This window comes from Priestia sp. D51, assembly GCF_053345675.1.
Genome location: NZ_JBLTIR010000003.1, coordinates 215,507 through 231,414, shown reverse-complemented (window position 1 = coordinate 231,414; position 15,908 = coordinate 215,507). Strand labels below are relative to the sequence as shown.

17 protein-coding genes and 1 riboswitch are annotated in these 15,908 nt (G+C 37.9%); of the genes, 4 read left to right on the top strand and 13 right to left on the bottom strand.

Features of this window, described 5'->3' with window-relative positions:
* Window positions 1–41: 41 nt before the first annotated feature.
* Window positions 42–179, bottom strand: a complete 138-nt coding sequence (locus tag ACNHOZ_RS13120; RefSeq protein ID WP_243495444.1) for a hypothetical protein — start codon at window positions 177–179, stop codon at window positions 42–44.
* 131 nt (window positions 180–310) lie between these two features.
* A complete protein-coding gene (locus ACNHOZ_RS13115; protein ID WP_028412106.1) occupies window positions 311–976 on the bottom strand; it encodes a TerC family protein in 666 nt (221 codons plus the stop codon).
* A 376-nt stretch (window positions 977–1,352) separates the two neighbouring features.
* Between ACNHOZ_RS13115 and ACNHOZ_RS13110 the strand changes: the two genes are divergently transcribed.
* Window positions 1,353–1,535 (top strand): YolD-like family protein, encoded by a 183-nt coding sequence (locus tag ACNHOZ_RS13110; protein WP_013081858.1) that lies wholly within the window; start codon window positions 1,353–1,355, stop codon window positions 1,533–1,535.
* Between the two features lie 79 nt (window positions 1,536–1,614).
* On the opposite strand, the gene bioA is transcribed toward ACNHOZ_RS13110, so the two are convergent.
* The 5 genes from bioA to ACNHOZ_RS13085 form a co-directional block, all read right to left on the bottom strand.
* Complete coding sequence (gene bioA, locus ACNHOZ_RS13105) at window positions 1,615–2,988, bottom strand: adenosylmethionine--8-amino-7-oxononanoate transaminase (RefSeq protein WP_028412105.1); 1,374 nt, start codon at window positions 2,986–2,988, stop codon at window positions 1,615–1,617.
* The gene (bioD, locus tag ACNHOZ_RS13100) at window positions 2,969–3,691 is read right to left on the bottom strand and encodes a dethiobiotin synthase (RefSeq protein WP_168760363.1); all 723 of its coding nucleotides are present in this window, start codon (window positions 3,689–3,691) and stop codon (window positions 2,969–2,971) included. Before bioD ends, bioA begins: the two co-directional genes overlap by 20 nt.
* 31 nt (window positions 3,692–3,722) lie before the next feature.
* On the bottom strand, window positions 3,723–4,286 hold the full coding sequence (locus ACNHOZ_RS13095; protein ID WP_033578115.1) for a biotin transporter BioY: 564 nt from the start codon (window positions 4,284–4,286) through the stop codon (window positions 3,723–3,725).
* Between the two features lie 137 nt (window positions 4,287–4,423).
* Window positions 4,424–5,860 (bottom strand): amino acid permease, encoded by a 1,437-nt coding sequence (locus ACNHOZ_RS13090; protein WP_013055535.1) that lies wholly within the window; start codon window positions 5,858–5,860, stop codon window positions 4,424–4,426.
* A gap of 314 nt (window positions 5,861–6,174) precedes the next feature.
* A complete protein-coding gene (locus ACNHOZ_RS13085; protein ID WP_028412102.1) occupies window positions 6,175–7,368 on the bottom strand; it encodes a NupC/NupG family nucleoside CNT transporter in 1,194 nt (397 codons plus the stop codon).
* A gap of 138 nt (window positions 7,369–7,506) precedes the next feature.
* A riboswitch (purine riboswitch) is annotated at window positions 7,507–7,608 on the bottom strand.
* A gap of 389 nt (window positions 7,609–7,997) precedes the next feature.
* On the opposite strand from ACNHOZ_RS13085, the gene liaG reads away from it, so the two are divergent.
* On the top strand, window positions 7,998–8,867 hold the full coding sequence (gene liaG, locus ACNHOZ_RS13080) for a LiaG family protein (protein ID WP_310884209.1): 870 nt from the start codon (window positions 7,998–8,000) through the stop codon (window positions 8,865–8,867).
* Between the two features lie 121 nt (window positions 8,868–8,988).
* A complete protein-coding gene (locus tag ACNHOZ_RS13075) occupies window positions 8,989–9,123 on the top strand; it encodes a hypothetical protein (RefSeq protein WP_260505788.1) in 135 nt (44 codons plus the stop codon).
* Between the two features lie 75 nt (window positions 9,124–9,198).
* Here the strand turns inward: ACNHOZ_RS13075 and ACNHOZ_RS13070 are convergent, their stop codons facing one another.
* Both ACNHOZ_RS13070 and folP read right to left on the bottom strand, forming a co-directional pair.
* Window positions 9,199–9,393 carry a hypothetical protein gene (locus ACNHOZ_RS13070; RefSeq protein WP_013055532.1) on the bottom strand — a complete coding sequence of 65 codons (195 nt, stop codon included), beginning with the start codon at window positions 9,391–9,393 and terminating at the stop codon, window positions 9,199–9,201.
* A 283-nt stretch (window positions 9,394–9,676) separates the two neighbouring features.
* On the bottom strand, window positions 9,677–10,525 hold the full coding sequence (gene folP / locus ACNHOZ_RS13065) for a dihydropteroate synthase (RefSeq protein ID WP_080968630.1): 849 nt from the start codon (window positions 10,523–10,525) through the stop codon (window positions 9,677–9,679).
* A gap of 348 nt (window positions 10,526–10,873) precedes the next feature.
* Between folP and ACNHOZ_RS13060 the strand changes: the two genes are divergently transcribed.
* The gene (locus ACNHOZ_RS13060; protein ID WP_168760360.1) at window positions 10,874–11,860 is read left to right on the top strand and encodes a S8 family peptidase; all 987 of its coding nucleotides are present in this window, start codon (window positions 10,874–10,876) and stop codon (window positions 11,858–11,860) included.
* 69 nt (window positions 11,861–11,929) lie between these two features.
* Here ACNHOZ_RS13060 and ACNHOZ_RS13055 read toward each other — a convergent pair whose 3' ends face one another.
* From ACNHOZ_RS13055 to ACNHOZ_RS13040, 4 genes are read right to left on the bottom strand one after another with little or no spacing between them, the layout of a single operon-like run.
* Window positions 11,930–13,126, bottom strand: coding sequence for an ABC transporter permease (locus ACNHOZ_RS13055; protein ID WP_063248285.1), 1,197 nt, complete (start codon window positions 13,124–13,126; stop codon window positions 11,930–11,932).
* On the bottom strand, window positions 13,123–13,812 hold the full coding sequence (locus tag ACNHOZ_RS13050) for an ABC transporter ATP-binding protein (protein WP_063248286.1): 690 nt from the start codon (window positions 13,810–13,812) through the stop codon (window positions 13,123–13,125). Before ACNHOZ_RS13050 ends, ACNHOZ_RS13055 begins: the two co-directional genes overlap by 4 nt.
* On the bottom strand, window positions 13,809–14,939 hold the full coding sequence (locus ACNHOZ_RS13045; protein WP_328179852.1) for an efflux RND transporter periplasmic adaptor subunit: 1,131 nt from the start codon (window positions 14,937–14,939) through the stop codon (window positions 13,809–13,811). Before ACNHOZ_RS13045 ends, ACNHOZ_RS13050 begins: the two co-directional genes overlap by 4 nt.
* On the bottom strand, window positions 14,940–15,626 hold the full coding sequence (locus ACNHOZ_RS13040) for a Yip1 family protein (RefSeq protein WP_047751610.1): 687 nt from the start codon (window positions 15,624–15,626) through the stop codon (window positions 14,940–14,942).
* Window positions 15,627–15,908 lie beyond the last annotated feature (282 nt).

The following is a 15,908-nucleotide window of genomic DNA, read 5'->3' as shown; positions in this document are numbered from 1 at the left end:
CAATCTAAAGACGAATAAATGGGATACATGAGCTGAACCGCTTATGACACCGCAGTTGATTTCCGTACAAGACTTCGCTTTCCGCGGGCGGCCGATGAGCTTCCTCGTCGCGTACGCTCCTGCGGGGTCTCATCTGTTCCGCTTTTCCCGCAGGAGTCTTCGACTTGTCCTCCAATCAACTGCTAGAAGGATCTAAACAAATGAAGCCTACGTTCACCACAACAAAAAAAACGAACCACCAATCAAAATTGATTAGTGGTTCGTTTTTCATTTCATCTTAAATATTTTTGTCCCAGCCTCTTTTTTAGGATTAATGCGTTTCTTTTTTAGAACGTCCGCTAAGTTTCCCAACAACAACAACTAAAATAGCTAACAAAATAGGAACAATTGTATGCAAATGCGGATTTAACCCTTCTAATACATGTCCTACCGCTTTGTCTTTAAAGATCATTTCACCAGCAGTATAGCCAAGAAGCGCTGCTCCGGCAATGATGATAATCGGGAATTTTTCCATGATTTTCATTAAAAGCTGACTTCCCCAAATGATTAACGGAATGCTGATAACAAGACCAAGGATAATGAGTAGAATACTGCCGTTGGCCGCACCCGCAACCGCTACTACGTTATCTAAACTCATAACAAGATCCGCTATAATAATTGTTTTAATAGCACCTGCTAGAGTTGAATTCGCTTTAATATCTCCGTCATCTTCCCCTTTTAAAAGACTAATCGCAATCCATAGAAGCAGCAGGCCTCCGATGAAATTTAAAAATGGGATTGTTAATAAATATACAGCGACAAACGTTAGCCCTACACGTAATACAACCGCTCCTAATGTACCGAAAACAACCGCTTTGTTTCGATGCTCGTCCGGAAGATTCCGACAAGCTAAAGCAATCACGACTGCGTTATCGCCACTTAGTACAATGTTAATGAGTAAAATTTCTAAAAGATTTAAAATAAAACTCTGATCCATACAAAAACTCCTTGATTGATTTTTATTAGTCTATTTCTCTATCTCTTATTTCATTACTAGAAATAGAGAACTAAAACTCTATCAATATAACCCGTTCTTACCCTTTAATGAAAAGAAGTAGTTATTTCACTAACAGTATTTTATCACTAAAAAGAAATTTGAAATAGGTATTTGTAAAGGAAAAGTCAGTTCATTACAATAAATCAAACCTTATTCTTTATCTTTCATCTGTTTTTCACCATCATTCTCTACTATTAGTAGCAGGAGAGCATTTATAAAAAATAGAGTAATTTTTATAAATAATACAAGCCTCCAATGCTTCTTCATTATTTTGTAGTTTTTCGTCAACTGCGATATAAGAAGGGAGAAAACAAGTATGATTTTAAAAGCATTAAAAACGAATAAATTACTAACTATTAACTATCAAAACAACGGTTTTGTTCAAACGGTCAAAGGTTATATTCAAAACTTAAACTTGCTCGAACAAACTCTTCTATTAAAAGATGAAAATCAGCATGTACGATCACTGCGACTATCAAGTATTAAAAACATTTATTGATTGAAAAAAGATCCGAACAATGAATCGTTCGGATCTTTTTTCAATTAAATAAAATATTTTTGTCTTAGCCTCTTTTTATTTAACTCACTGTATAGCGTGCGATTACTTCTTTAATTGATTCATATACAATTTCAACCATTGTTTTTAATTCTTCGTCCGTCATTGAAAGAATAGGCATCATCGTAATTACAGGACCTAGCTCTCTGATAATTAAACCTTTTTGGCGAGCCGCTAAAATAATATCTCCCATCACTTTTTTATCTTCAAAGATAGACTTTGTTTGGCGGTCTTTGACAACCTCGATTCCTGCCATTAATCCTCTTTGTCTAATGTCTCCCACGTTAGGCAGTTCATAAAGCTTTAATAGATAACGTTTAAAAACTTTCGACCTTTCTTTTACACTACGGATTAACTCTCTTTCTTCTATCAGTTCAATATTTCTAAGCGCTACTGTACAGGCCAATTGATTTCCCGTATACGTATGTCCATGAAAGAACGTTTTATTTTCATCTGGATGAGCTAAAAAAGCATTAAATATCTGTTCGCTTGTTAACGTAGCAGCAAGCGGCATATATCCTCCTGTGATCCCTTTTCCTACACACATAATGTCTGGTACTACGTCTTCTTGTTCACATGCAAACATCGTTCCTGTTCGCCCGAATCCGACAGCTACTTCATCACAAATGAGCAATACCCCGTACGCTTTGCACAGACGCTCTACTTGTTTTAAAAAACCGGGAGGATGAGTAATAATACCCGCTGCTCCTTGCACAAGCGGTTCAATAATCAAGCCGGCTACTTCTTCTCCGTTGTTCTGCAAGAGCTTCTCCAGCTGGTGAATACAGTAAGCTGAAGCTTGCTCTTCGGTTTCGAACCCGTCCATACGGTAGATGTAAGGAGAAGGTGTGGGAATGCGTTCAAACAGTAAAGGCTTAAAGATGCGATGAAATAAATCCATGCCTCCTACACTGACTGCCCCGATTGTATCTCCGTGATATGCCTCATTCAATGAGATAAATTTACTTTTGTTTTTGTACTTTGCAGAGTCGAGATTTTGCCAATATTGATAGGCAATTTTCAACGCAATTTCAACAGCGGCAGAGCCTGTATCAGAATAGAATACTTTCGATAAGCTGCCAGGAGTAATTTCCGCTAGCTTTTTAGCTAACAAAATGGATGGAACGTTTGCCGATCCAAGCAGCGTAGAATGCGCTAATTTCTCCACTTGTATATGTAAAGCTGTATTTAATTCCGGATCATTATGTCCATGCACGTTCACCCATAGAGAAGCGTATCCATCTAAATATTTGTTTCCCGCTACGTCATACAAATAGCTTCCCTCTCCTCTTTCAATGATAAGGGGATTCGATTCACGGTAAGCTTTCATTTGTGTAAAGGGATGCCATACATATTCTTTATCCCATTTTTCCAGCTCAGCTTTTTGATACGACACAGTCAAACACCTCCTGAATATGCTGAATCACACTTTTTTGCCTCACCAATTTCTCAATATATGCTTCTAACTCTTCATCGATATGAGTAAATACAGGTACAGTCATTAAAGAAGAGACTTGAAGCAGCTTTTCAATCGTTCGAACATTGTCCTTATGAATGATACTGCTGTGATTAAAACGATTAAAAATGAGTCCGTTGATTTTAAGATGATGCTCACTTGCATATGAAAAGGTAGAAAGCGCATCGTGAATAGCTCCTAATTCCGTTGTTCCAACAGCAATAACCGGCATTTGTGCATCTAGGATCAAATCTTTTGTCATATAAAACGTTGTTTCCTCTTCAATTAAAGGTACGGCAAGTCCTCCCGCTCCTTCCACGAGTACTACGTCAAATGCCTTTTTTAATTCATTGATGCGCTTTAAGACGATTGAAGGCTCTACTTGCCTATTGCTCAGTTTAATAGCCAAGTGAGGAGACGTCTCTGGCTTTAACTGATAAATACCTGTATTTGCTACTCGGAGCCTTGTTTCAAACCAGTGAATATCTGGATAACCTCCGATTTCATCTTGATAGCCGGTTTGAAACGGTTTACAAATTGTCGTTTTTATTCCTAGACGGCTAAGTACTTTATACAAAATGCTTGTCACCAGCGTTTTACCAATATCTGTTCCAGTTCCCGTAATAAAATACGCTTTGCCCACTTTCTTTCCTCCTCTTTTTTCTATGTCTTCATTACCCCGCTTTAGCCCGCTTTGATGATAAACGGCTAAATTGAGGCTTCATTCGGTGAATCAGCACTGAACATAAAATGCACAATAAAAGATCTCCAGGCATTGGCAAAACAGCTCCAAAAAGAAGTGTATCACTCAGTGAAAGTGGCTTTTCAATTATCCATTTCATTGCTCCGTAAAGCCAAACGCACCCGAATACGTACACAATAACCAATGTAGATAAGTTGGCTAAAAAGATAGAAAAAGGTTTCTTTAAGTCATATTTTTGAATAAGGTAGCCGTTCATAAATGACCCTGCAGCATAGCCAATTAAATAGCCAAACGTTGGTTTGAAGATATACCCTAAACCTCCTCCTTCTGCAAAAACCGGAACACCGATTAACCCAATACCTATGTAGCATAGCTGACTATACAAACCTAAACGCGGTCCTAACAGCGCCCCGGCTAAATAGACAGGAACAATTTGAAGAGTAAACGGTATGTAGGGAATAGGAATTTTTATAAATGCACCAATCGCCGTTAAAGCAGCAAATAAAGAAACATACGCCATTGTTCTCGTTTTCATGTTCACCCTCCTTTCTCTGTTCGCTGCTTTAAGTTTGCAATAATCTCTTTTTATTTGTCAACTTAATTTTAATTTAAGTTTACAAATAAAATATAAAAAAAGACGCAAAAACCTGGGCTTTTGCGTCTTTTTGATTTTTATAAAATTACCTTTTTGTCGTCTTTAAGCTGCACTTCTTGACGGCTGATAGATAAATCAACTTTCTTTTTTACACGTGCATGATAATAAGCATAAAACAGCAGCGCTAGTGGAATACCGACATACAGTGCCATTCGCTGCTCTGCATCAAATGCCATGCTTCCAAGTACAATCGTATTTAATACTAATGCGATTAAAGGTAATACCGGGTAAAGAGGGACTTTGAATTTTAAATCCTCGATTTGCCCTCCTTGATTTATATATCTTTTTCTAAATGCAAGCAGTGATGCAGCGATTGTAATCCAGCCAATTTGTGCACCTAAACCCGCTGCAGAAATAAGCCATACAAATACTGTTTCTTGAGCAAAGAATCCTGAAAGCAAAGATAAAAGCGCAATGCCTAATGTTAAAAGCAAGGCGTTCATCGGCACACCGCGTTTATTTACTTTCATGAAAGCTGAACTTGCCATGTTATCTTTTGACAATGAATACAGCATACGCGTTGCTGCATAAAGACCTGAGTTAGCTACAGATAACAGTGCCGTTAGGATAACAAAGTTCATAATATCTGCTGCATATGGAATACCAATTTGGTCGAATACAACAACAAATGGACTTTCAACTACGCCTGCTTTTTCAAGCGGAATCATCCCCGCTAATACAGCTACAGCTAGTACAAAAAATACAAGCGTTCTCCATACCGTTTGTTTAATTGCTCTTGGTACAGTCTTGTCTGGGTTTTCACTTTCCCCAGCAGCTACACCGATAAGCTCCGTACCTTGAAATGAGAAGTTAACTGTAATCATCGTAATCAGCACGGCACTAATTCCGTGAGGGAACACGCCGTGAGCCGTATAGTTAGAGAAAAGCGGCGCGCTGTCTCCATTGCTTAATGGAAGAAAACCAAACATAGCAGCTCCACCAAGTACGATAAATAAAATAATAGCTAACACTTTAATGCTGGCAAACCAAAACTCCGCTTCACCAAACGCTTTAGCTGACAGTGCATTTAATGAAAATAATAAAAGCGCAAATATAGCACACCAGATCCATACAGGAGAATCAGGAAACCATCTTTGCATAAGCTGACCTGCTGACAAAAATTCTAATGCAACCGTTACAGCCCAGCCCAACCAATATAACCATCCAAAAGCAAAACCAACGCCAGGGCCAATAAATTTTGTTGTATATGTCTGAAACGAACCAGAAACTGGCATTGCTACTGCAAGTTCCCCTAAGCAAAGCATTGTTAAGTACATAATGAAGCCACCTACGATAAACGAAAGGATAGCTCCAATCGCCCCTGCTTGGCTAATCGTGTATCCTGTTCCTAAAAAGAAACCTGTACCGATAACCCCGCCGAGCGAAATCATAAACAAATGTCTGCTTTTCATCGTCTTTTTTAATTCATTTGTTTGCTGTTGTCCTTCTATCATATTAACGACATTTCCTTTCAACCTATTTATTACGAGATATTACCTAGAAAAAAATTAATAAACCTTTGTTTTCTATGCATATTTACTTACATATTTATGCGGTGTTCTCAATTTAAATGAAACAGCCTTTTGTAATCTTAACATAATGCTCACTAGATTTAAAATGTTTTTCTGCAAAAGTAAAATGAATTTTTCTTGAATAGTGTGATTTCCTTTTACTGTTGATATTCATAAGCGTTTTTCTTCAAATGAATAGATGATACAACAAGAAAAAAGCTGTGCTTTCGAAGACGAAAGCACAGCTTTTTCACTTTTTACCAAACAAACAATCCAACAATCATAGCACTTAATAAAGAAACAGCGATACCGCTCACAAGCAGTTTCCATACGTTTTTTCCAATAATCGTTGATTTACCTTCTGATAACGTAGAATTATACGTACCATAAATCATACCCACCGTACTGAAGTTAGCAAAAGATGTTAAGAATGTTGTAGCAACTGCAATCGTATGCGGTGGAAGTGTATCTAGATTTTTCTTCAAATCCATCATCGCCACGAATTCATTTGTTGCTAGCTTGATACCCATCAGCTGAGCTACGTACATGGCATCATGTCCCGTTAGCCCTAGTAAGAATGCAAATGGACTAAAGATGTAAGAGAAAATCTTTTGTACAGTCAAGCCGTCTACAATAACGCCTAAAATACCGTTAAGCGCAGATGTAAGAGCTACATATCCAATAACCATCGCTAAAATAACAATTACCATGTTCATTCCGACTAACATACTGTTTGAAATGGTAGAGAAAAAGTCTTTTTTCTCTGACTTTGGCGGTACGTAAATCATATCTTCTTCTTTTGTAACATGAACTGGATTCAATAAGCTCACTAAAATAAGAGCGTTTAAACAGTTCAGTGGAATTGCGGTAAACACGTACGTAGCGGGAACCATCGTTAAATAAGCACCGATAATAGATCCGCTAATACTGCTCATACTCATAATTCCAAACGTAAGCAAACGGTTGTCCTTTAACACAGAAAGCTGATTACGAATAACGGCTAATGCTTCCGTGTTTCCTAAGAACATCATTTGAATAGCGAAAAAGCTTTCTAATTTAGGCAAGCGAGAAACTTTCGAAATGACCCAGCCTACTTTATCAATAATCCACGTTAAAATACCAAAGTAAGATAAAATATCAAAGAACGTCACGACAAAGATGATAGGCAGTAATGCACTGAAGAAAAAGTCAACCGTTTGATTTCCCATTACGGATGGAAACGCAAAGGCAATTCCATCGTTGGCACAGGAAATCAGCCAAGTAAAGAACGAAGCAATTTTATTAATGATCCATGTTCCGATTGAAGTTCCTAACATAAACCAAGTAATGAGGACTTCAACGACTAATAGTGAAGCAATCGGACGCCACTTTATTTCTTTCTTTTTAGGAGAACATAAGAAGACGACGCCCATTACTACAAAAACGCCTAATAAATTTAATAAAAAGTACATGCAAGCCACTCCCAGGTGTGTATTTGAAAAACAAAAAAAGCTCTTACTTTTCATAAATTCTGACAATAACAGAAAGTATGAAAAGTAAGAGCTTTGAAAGAAGGCTGTATCTATGATAATACGCCCTTCTTTTTGCTGCTTATATCCAAACTTTCTTGTAGTCTAGTTTTTTACGGTTACTAGGTAGAGACTATCAGACCATATTACTGATAATATACAAGATCGTAATCTTAGCTGTATTCAATTGATATGAACAAATTCTACCCTTTATTTTTTCAATAATCAACACTTTAAAAGTTTTTCGGAATAATAAAATTGGTATGAAAATTCTATTTATTTATTACTTCTTTTGAACTACTCATCGGAAAATCACACAAAAAAAGTGAATTTAATCATTCTTTTAACTCAATTATTTTCCTGTTTTTGAAATAAAGAAATTAATTCTTTGATGAGTATATTTAAATCTCTACTTCGCTTTTCATTTAACTCCTCACAAAAAACATTTCATTTTTACGACTTGAGACGTAGAAAAAAATAATCCTGCTGTTCGTTGAAATTAACCGGTTTTCAATTTACACTTTATGGTAGAAGAAAACAAATTTAATTATAGGTAGAAAGCGGGTTATAACGTGAAAAAAATATTGGCTTTTATTTTAGTGATAGGTGGTACGGCAGTCCTCTTTTCTACTGCGTTTGCGCCTTCCTCCTGGTCGTTAAGTTCATTCAAGACGTCCAAGTCTGAAGCGGCATTATCAAGTGATATTCAGCGTATTCAAATCGACTCTCCAAGCATTAGTACAACGGTCGTTCCGCAAGATCGTCAAGATATTAAAACAAAAGTAGAAGGTAAAGGAAAAGTAGATGTAAAGCAAAATGGAGACACCCTAGTTGTCGCGTATCAAAAAAGTCCCTTTCAATGGCTTTCTATTTTTCCAAACACAAAAGTAACAATCTACATTCCTAAAGATTATCACCATAACCTTGCGCTTAACGTAGGTTCGGGGGACCTTCAAATTGCTACACATCCTGAACAAGCGCTTCAGCTGAAAGATGTTTCGATTAAAGTAGGTTCTGGAAATGCAAGCATTTCAAACTTGATGAGCACCTCTCTTCGTACGGATGTTAATTCTGGAGATTTACAGCTGAGTAATGTCGAGACCCAAACGGCTAAATTTGCTGTCAGCTCTGGGGAAATTAAAGGAACAAACTATCAAGGAAAACTTCAGGCGCGCATTGGATCTGGTGATCTCTATATGGATTTTAAAAAGCTAGAAGAGGCCGTTTCTGTAGATGTAGGATCCGGAGATGCCGTGCTGGTTCTTCCGAAAAGCGCTGGTTTTAAAATGAATGGAAAAGTAAGCAGCGGTGACATTAACAACAATTTTAAGTTAAACAATGCAACGATAACAGAGAATGTATTAAAAGGAAAATACGGAAATGGAAAATACCCTATCGATATAGCTGTTTCAAGCGGAGAATTAACCTTGGAATCAAAATAAAGAGGCTAGGACAAAAGTATTTTAACTCAATTGCAAAACGAACCGTTAATCACCACGTTGATTAATGGTTTGTTTTTTGTTGTGGTGAACATAGTTTTATCTGTTTCGTTTTTTCTAGCAGATGATTGAAGGACAAGGCGAAGACTCCTGTGGTAAAAGCGGAACAGGTGAGCACCCGCACGAGCGCAAGCGACGAGGAGGCTCAGCGTCCGTCCGCGGAAAGCGAAGCCTTGCACGGAAATCAACTGCGGTGTAATAAGCAGTCCAACTCATGTATCTCATTTGTTCGTCTTTAGATTCGGTTCATTTAGTTATGTCTCAACCTCTTTATTTATGGTCTCACTGCAATATACCATGCTACTCCTACGATTGATCCTATGAATACAACTCCGTAAATAATAGATAAATTCACTATACTTTTCTTTTTAGATTTCCCGTAATCTTCATCTACTTTCTTTGCAGCACTGATCGTACCTGCAAGGGCAGCAACGCCGATAATAATGACAAGAAGCAATGCTAATTTCATTCTTCTCTCCTCCATATTTCGGTGATTGAATAAGACTAAATACCAAGATGTTATTTATTTCATTTTAAGCAGCACAATTTAATCAGAATATGAAAGCGCTATATCTTCTCCTTCTATCATAAAGCTAAATTATGTAAAATCAACCATCCAATTGTTCATTATTTTCCTCCGCCACTTTACATACATAAAAAATTCCCGAGCTTCACTGCTCAGGAATCTTTATCTAATAGACATGACATTTTAAGGTTTTAAAATGACTTTAATGCAGTTATCTTGATGATCATTAAAACTGAAAGACATGTTTTCCTACCAGTACATCTGCCATCTTTACAAAGCGCTTGATTTCTAATACATCATGAACACGAACTATTTGAACGCCTTGTGCAATCCCAGCATATACAGTAGCTGCGGTTCCTTCCATTCTTTCCGTAGGAGGAGCATCGACTATTTGTCCAATAAATCCTTTACGAGAAGTAGCAAGGAGCACCGGATAGCCCATATTCGTCAGCTGCTCTAGATGCTGAATTGCTTCTACATTATGGGCAGCCGTTTTTCCAAAGCCAACGCCTGGATCTAAAATAATTTGATCGTCGCGAACTCCTGCAGCTTTTGCAATGGAGATGCTTTCTTTTAAATCACTTATCATATCTGTAATCAGATTTGTATAGTTGGGCTCATGACGGTTGTGCATTAAAATAATGGGCACATTATAATCAGCTGCAACTTGAGCCATTTTAGGATCGGCTTTTGCACCCCATATATCATTAATAATATGTGCTCCTGCTTCTAGCGCATGTTTGGCCACTTCCGATTTGTATGTATCTACGGAAATCGGCACCTCTACGCGCTTAGCCACTTCAGAAATAACGGGCACAATCCGTTTAATCTCTTCTTCATCGCTAATTCTTGTATAACCAGGACGAGTTGATTCTCCTCCGATATCAATGATATCTGCTCCTTGCTTTACCATTTCCTCAGCATGAGCAACTGCTTTATCTACATCGTAGTATTTTCCGCCGTCTGAAAATGAATCCGGGTTTACGTTTAAAATCCCCATAATAAGCGTACGATTCGCATAATTCAGCTCATACTTTCCGCATTTAATGACGGATTGAGACGTTAAAGTTGACACTATCCTCAGCCCCTTCGTAATTTGCAAATTAATATATATTTATAAATATCATGTATTTTGAGAATGTCATACCGTTCGTAATTATATCAAAAGTCACCAGTCCTATGTGATTTTTCTTGGAGTTTCTTTCTTCTATAGTGTGAGATAAACATTAAAAGTGAATACACAGATAACATTAAAAATCTCTATCGGGCTTGTCTTTAGGGTCTTTTTTCCTCTTCTCACATATTTTGTGAGTCTTTTTATTCAAAAAGAAAGGATTCGCATTAAAAGCGTTTAATTTATAGCAATAGTTGGGAATTTATAATTAAGTAACTTCCATTTTTATTCATTTTAAGGAGGATGACTATGACTACACAACCGTTACAAGTCAAATTAATTCCTTATACAATTGAGTCGATTATCGACTCAACAAACGAAACGCCTAAAGGAGTAAGCTTAATTCAAGCACCTGCTATTTGGGAACAAAGCAATCAAGGAGAAGGCATTGTAATTGCAGTTATCGACACTGGTGTTGACACAAATCATCCTGACTTAAAAGATTGTATTATCGGAGGAAGAAACTTCACTTCGGATTATGACGGAGATTCTTCTGTATTTGAAGATAATAATGGGCACGGCACTCACGTGTCTGGTACCATTGCTGCTGCGCTCAATAATGAAGGGGTAGTAGGGGTGGCACCCAAAGCAAAAATCCTAAGCTTAAAAGTACTTACCGGTGAAGGATCGGGAAATTACGAATGGATTATTGACGCTATTAACTACGCCGTCGAATGGCGAGGTCCTAACAATGAGCGAGCACGAGTTATTTCCATGTCACTCGGGGGACCACAAGACGTTCCAGAACTGCACGAAGCTGTTCAAAATGCTGTGAATAAAGATGTTTCTGTCGTTGTTGCGGCTGGAAATGAAGGTGATGATCGCGAAGAAACTTTTGAATATTCATATCCAGGAAGTTACAACGAAGTCATTCAAGTAGGAGCAGTGGACAACAGCTTAAGCTTGGCTCCTTTTACCAACGTCAATGAAGAAGTGGATTTAGTGGCACCGGGAGTTAACATTATCTCTACTTTTTTAGAAGGTAAATATGCGACTCTTTCAGGAACTTCAATGGCAACTCCTCACGTGGCAGGAGCTTTAGCTTTATTAATTAACTTATGTGAGAAGGAATTTGGCCGCTCTCTAATCGAAGCCGAAATCTATGCTCAACTTGTAAGAAGGACGCTTCCTCTTGGATACCGGAAAAGCTCTGAAGGAAACGGATTTCTCATGCTCGATTTGGTAGAGAAAATACATGATATTATTAACGTAGCCCGTATCAACCCTAGTAAGTAATAAATAAGAAAAACGAGAAATCTTCTTGGTTCTCGTTAAATTGAAATAAAGACATGCGAACGCATGTCTTTATTCATATCTTAATGCTTCGATTGGATCTAGCTTCGCCGCTTTGTTTGCAGGAAGCATGCCGAATACAATGCCAATCGTCATGGAAAACAACACTCCTCCAAGTACTACTTGCCACGAAATTAATGACGGCCAGCCGGCAAATAGCGAAACAAGAGCTGCCCCGCCTGCGCCGAGGCCAATGCCAAGCAAGCCACCAATTAACGTGAGCGTAATGGATTCAATCAAAAACTGAGTTAGAATTTGTCTTTTAGATGCTCCCAGTGCTTTACGAATACCAATTTCTCTTGTACGTTCCGTTACAGAAACCAGCATAATGTTCATAACGCCAATCCCGCCAACAAGCAGGGAAATGCCTGCAATCGATCCAATAATCGTTGTCATAATTCGCGTTACATTTCCAATGCTATCTGCTATTTCTTCTAAGTTCTGCACTTGGTAAGCATCTTCAGCATCATGCAAATTATTTAACAAATCCGTTGCGTCATTGCCTACTTTTTTCAGTTGATCAGAGCTTTTTGCTTGAACGCTAAGGTTTGTGTAGTCAAGCTTACCGAAGCTTGATTTATACGTATTATCTGGAATATAAATAGTTGGCATTTCAAATGCTAAAAAGCCCGTTGGCTTTTTTGTCACACCAATAATTTTGATAGGCTGTCCTTGAACCCATACTACTTGTCCAAGGGCTTCCTTTTTATCAAACAGCTCTTTTTTCATATCGCTCGTGATCACACCTACTCGATTACCTGATAAAAAGTCAGAGCTGTCTAACATTCTTCCTTTCGAAACCTCCAGCTGATTAACTTCAATATACCCTTCATTAATTGCATTAACAGTTGTATCGGATTCCTTGTCTCTATATCTTATTCCCATTCCCATTGAACTAGAAGCCACCACATTCTTCACGCCGGGAATAGTCGAAAGAGCTTTAATATCATCCTCTGTAAAAATGGGCTCTCCCATCATTGAAAGGTCATCAGCTTGCATCTCGTCTTCAGGAGGCTGATAGTAGACATCAACTGTATTGCTTGCTCCTGTTATTTCCGACTTAATCATCTGTTCTCCGCCTTGGCCGATAGCAACAACGATAATAACCGCCCCTACGCCAATGATGATACCAAGCATTGTCAAAATAGAGCGCATTTTATGAGCAAGAACCGAGGAAAAAGCCATACGAATATTTTCTATTAAACTCATAAGCTATCGTTCTCCTTGTTGCTATGACTTAATACCTTACCGTCACGAACGATAACTGTACGCGATGTGTACTCTGCCACTTCAGGTTCATGAGTAATAACTACAACTGTTGTCCCATCTGCATTTAGCTTAGAAAATTGCTCCATAATATCAGCACTCGTTTTTGTATCTAAGGCTCCTGTGGGTTCATCGGCTAAAATAAGCGTCGGATTGTTAACAATAGAGCGAGCAATAGCAACGCGCTGCTTTTGCCCTCCTGATAGCTCGCTCGGTAAATGTTTCATTCGCTCACTCAGTCCTACTTTTGCAAGCGCAGCTTCTGCTCTGGCTCTTCTTTCCTTACGCGTTACGCCGGCGTATACCATTGGAAGCTCTACGTTTTCTACCGCTGTTAAACGCGGCAACAGCTGAAATTGTTGAAAAACAAAACCGATATGAATATTTCTTACTTTTGCCAGCTGCTCATCACTATAAGTGGAGATTTCTTGTTCATTTAATAAATAGGATCCTGAAGACGCGCGGTCTAAACACCCGATAATGTTCATTAGCGTTGATTTACCGGAGCCAGAAGGTCCCATAATCGCAACAAATTCACCGTCATAAATCTTCAAATTAATATCTTTTAAAATTGGCACTTCCTCTTTGCCAAGATGATAACTTTTATGAATATTTACAAGTTCAATCATTGAACAGTCACTTCCGCACCGTCAGTTAAGTCCTTTGAAGGATTTGTAATAACTTTGTCTTTAGAAGAAACGCCGCTTTTAATTTCAATAAATTTATTTGTTGTTTCTCCAATCTTTACTTCCTTACGAACCGCCTTTTTATCTTTCACTACGTACACATATTTTTCTCCATCTTCATTTAAAACTGCTTTTATCGGCAGTGATGAAGCTTTTTTACTGCTTGTTTCAATCTCGAGCAGCAGCTTAAATCCCGGCTTAATCATCGTGATATCTTGGTCATCTACTTTTACTTCAACTGGATATTGATTCGCTGCATCATTGCCTGCCTCCGCTGATGCCTGCTGCTGAGGTAGATAGTCAATTTGTTTTACGCTCCCTGACCATTCTTTATCAGGCAGTACATCTGATGTAATTTTAACAGCTTGACCGGTTTTAATTTTTAAAGCGTCGTACTCAGACAGCACGCCAGTAGCTAAGTATTCATCGGTATTACCAATATGTATAAGCGGCTTTTGAACGTCACTTGTGTTATTAACCGCTTCTTTATCTACTTCTAGCACCGTCCCATTAATATCACTCGCTACGTCTAAATTACGTTCTTTTTTAGCAATTGATTTGGCTTCTAGTTTGTTTCGTTCTAAATCAATTTTAGCGGTCTCTAAATCGAGATTGAGCTGCGTACGCTCTGTGTCAATTTGATCTCTCGCTTCTTGCTTACTCATTTCTTTTTCCAATTCTTTTTGTTTTTTATTTAAATTAGAAAGCTGTTTGCTTACGGAGTCAATTTGCAGTTGACTGGATTTTTTTTCTAATTTGTTTTGTTCTTGCTCTAAATCAAGCGTATCGCTTTCGTACGTTACGAGAGAAGTTCCCTGCTGTACGCGCGATCCTTCCGTTACATGAAATCGTTCAACCTCGCCTTTTTCAGCGTCAAAGTAAACGTATTGCTCATCAGCAAGCTTTAACGTACCCGGAACCATAACTGTATTTCTTAACTTTTTTTCCTTTAGATTGGCTACGTGAACATTGACTGCTTTTCCACTTACACTTTGTGCACGATATACGTTAATCCCAATAACCGCAACAATAACAACTGCTACAGCTGTAATAATTATTCCTTTTTTCATTTACAACCCTGCTCCTTTAAGCGCTTCTGAAGCAGCTCCTCCAACTCCTGAAATAGCCGCTCCTAAGATGAATAAAATAATCACTGTAATAATAGAAGCAGCCTTTGATACATTCGCCACTTTTTGTAGTCCTACTGCTGTCAGAATAAGTCCCCAGATAGAAAAGATTTCAATGGAGTTAAATACTCCTCCCATAGCACCTTTAGCATCAACCATTCCATTTAACGAAGTCACATTCGCTGAAGTATGTGCTAGTGCAGCGACTCCCGTATTAATTAGCTGACCGATTACTGTGATGAACGTAACAAACAAATTCAAACTAAACATTTGGCGGTACGTTGTTTTTCCAGTTCCTAACTTTGCAATTAAAAACAGAATCAAACTTGTGAATGCCAGTGTAGCAACTACTGCAATAACTCCGCCAATCGCTCCGCCAATCATACTAAATGTTGAATTCACTTCAATACCAGCTTCTTTTTGCTGTTGCAGCGCCTCTTGTGCCTGAGGGGTATAGACGGCTAGAATCGTTGTTGCAGCTGTTAAGATGAGGATAAGTAAAAGAGGTCCCCAGATGACCGGATTGCTTTTCATTTTCTCAAACTGTACAACCGGACTCGTAATAAAACCAAAAATAGAAGGCTTTCCTTTCTCTTGAACTTCCGAAGATACATTGACTTCTGTGCTCATAATCAAACTCCTTTTATTTTGTTTCGTTAGTAGTTCTTAAGACCCACCTTTTACTATTTTTTAAAGTCTTCTAGCAAAATTGGCTCTCTAAGAAACTCTCAAACACCTAATATTCTAACATAATTATACAAATTAATTTACATTTTTCTTACATTTAATATTTTTTATGGTATTTTTAACAATTAAAGAGATGTCTTAATGCTAAATTACATTATTAATATTTTTTATATTTTCTAAATATTCTAATTATCATTTGACATCATTCAATGGAATTCGTATATT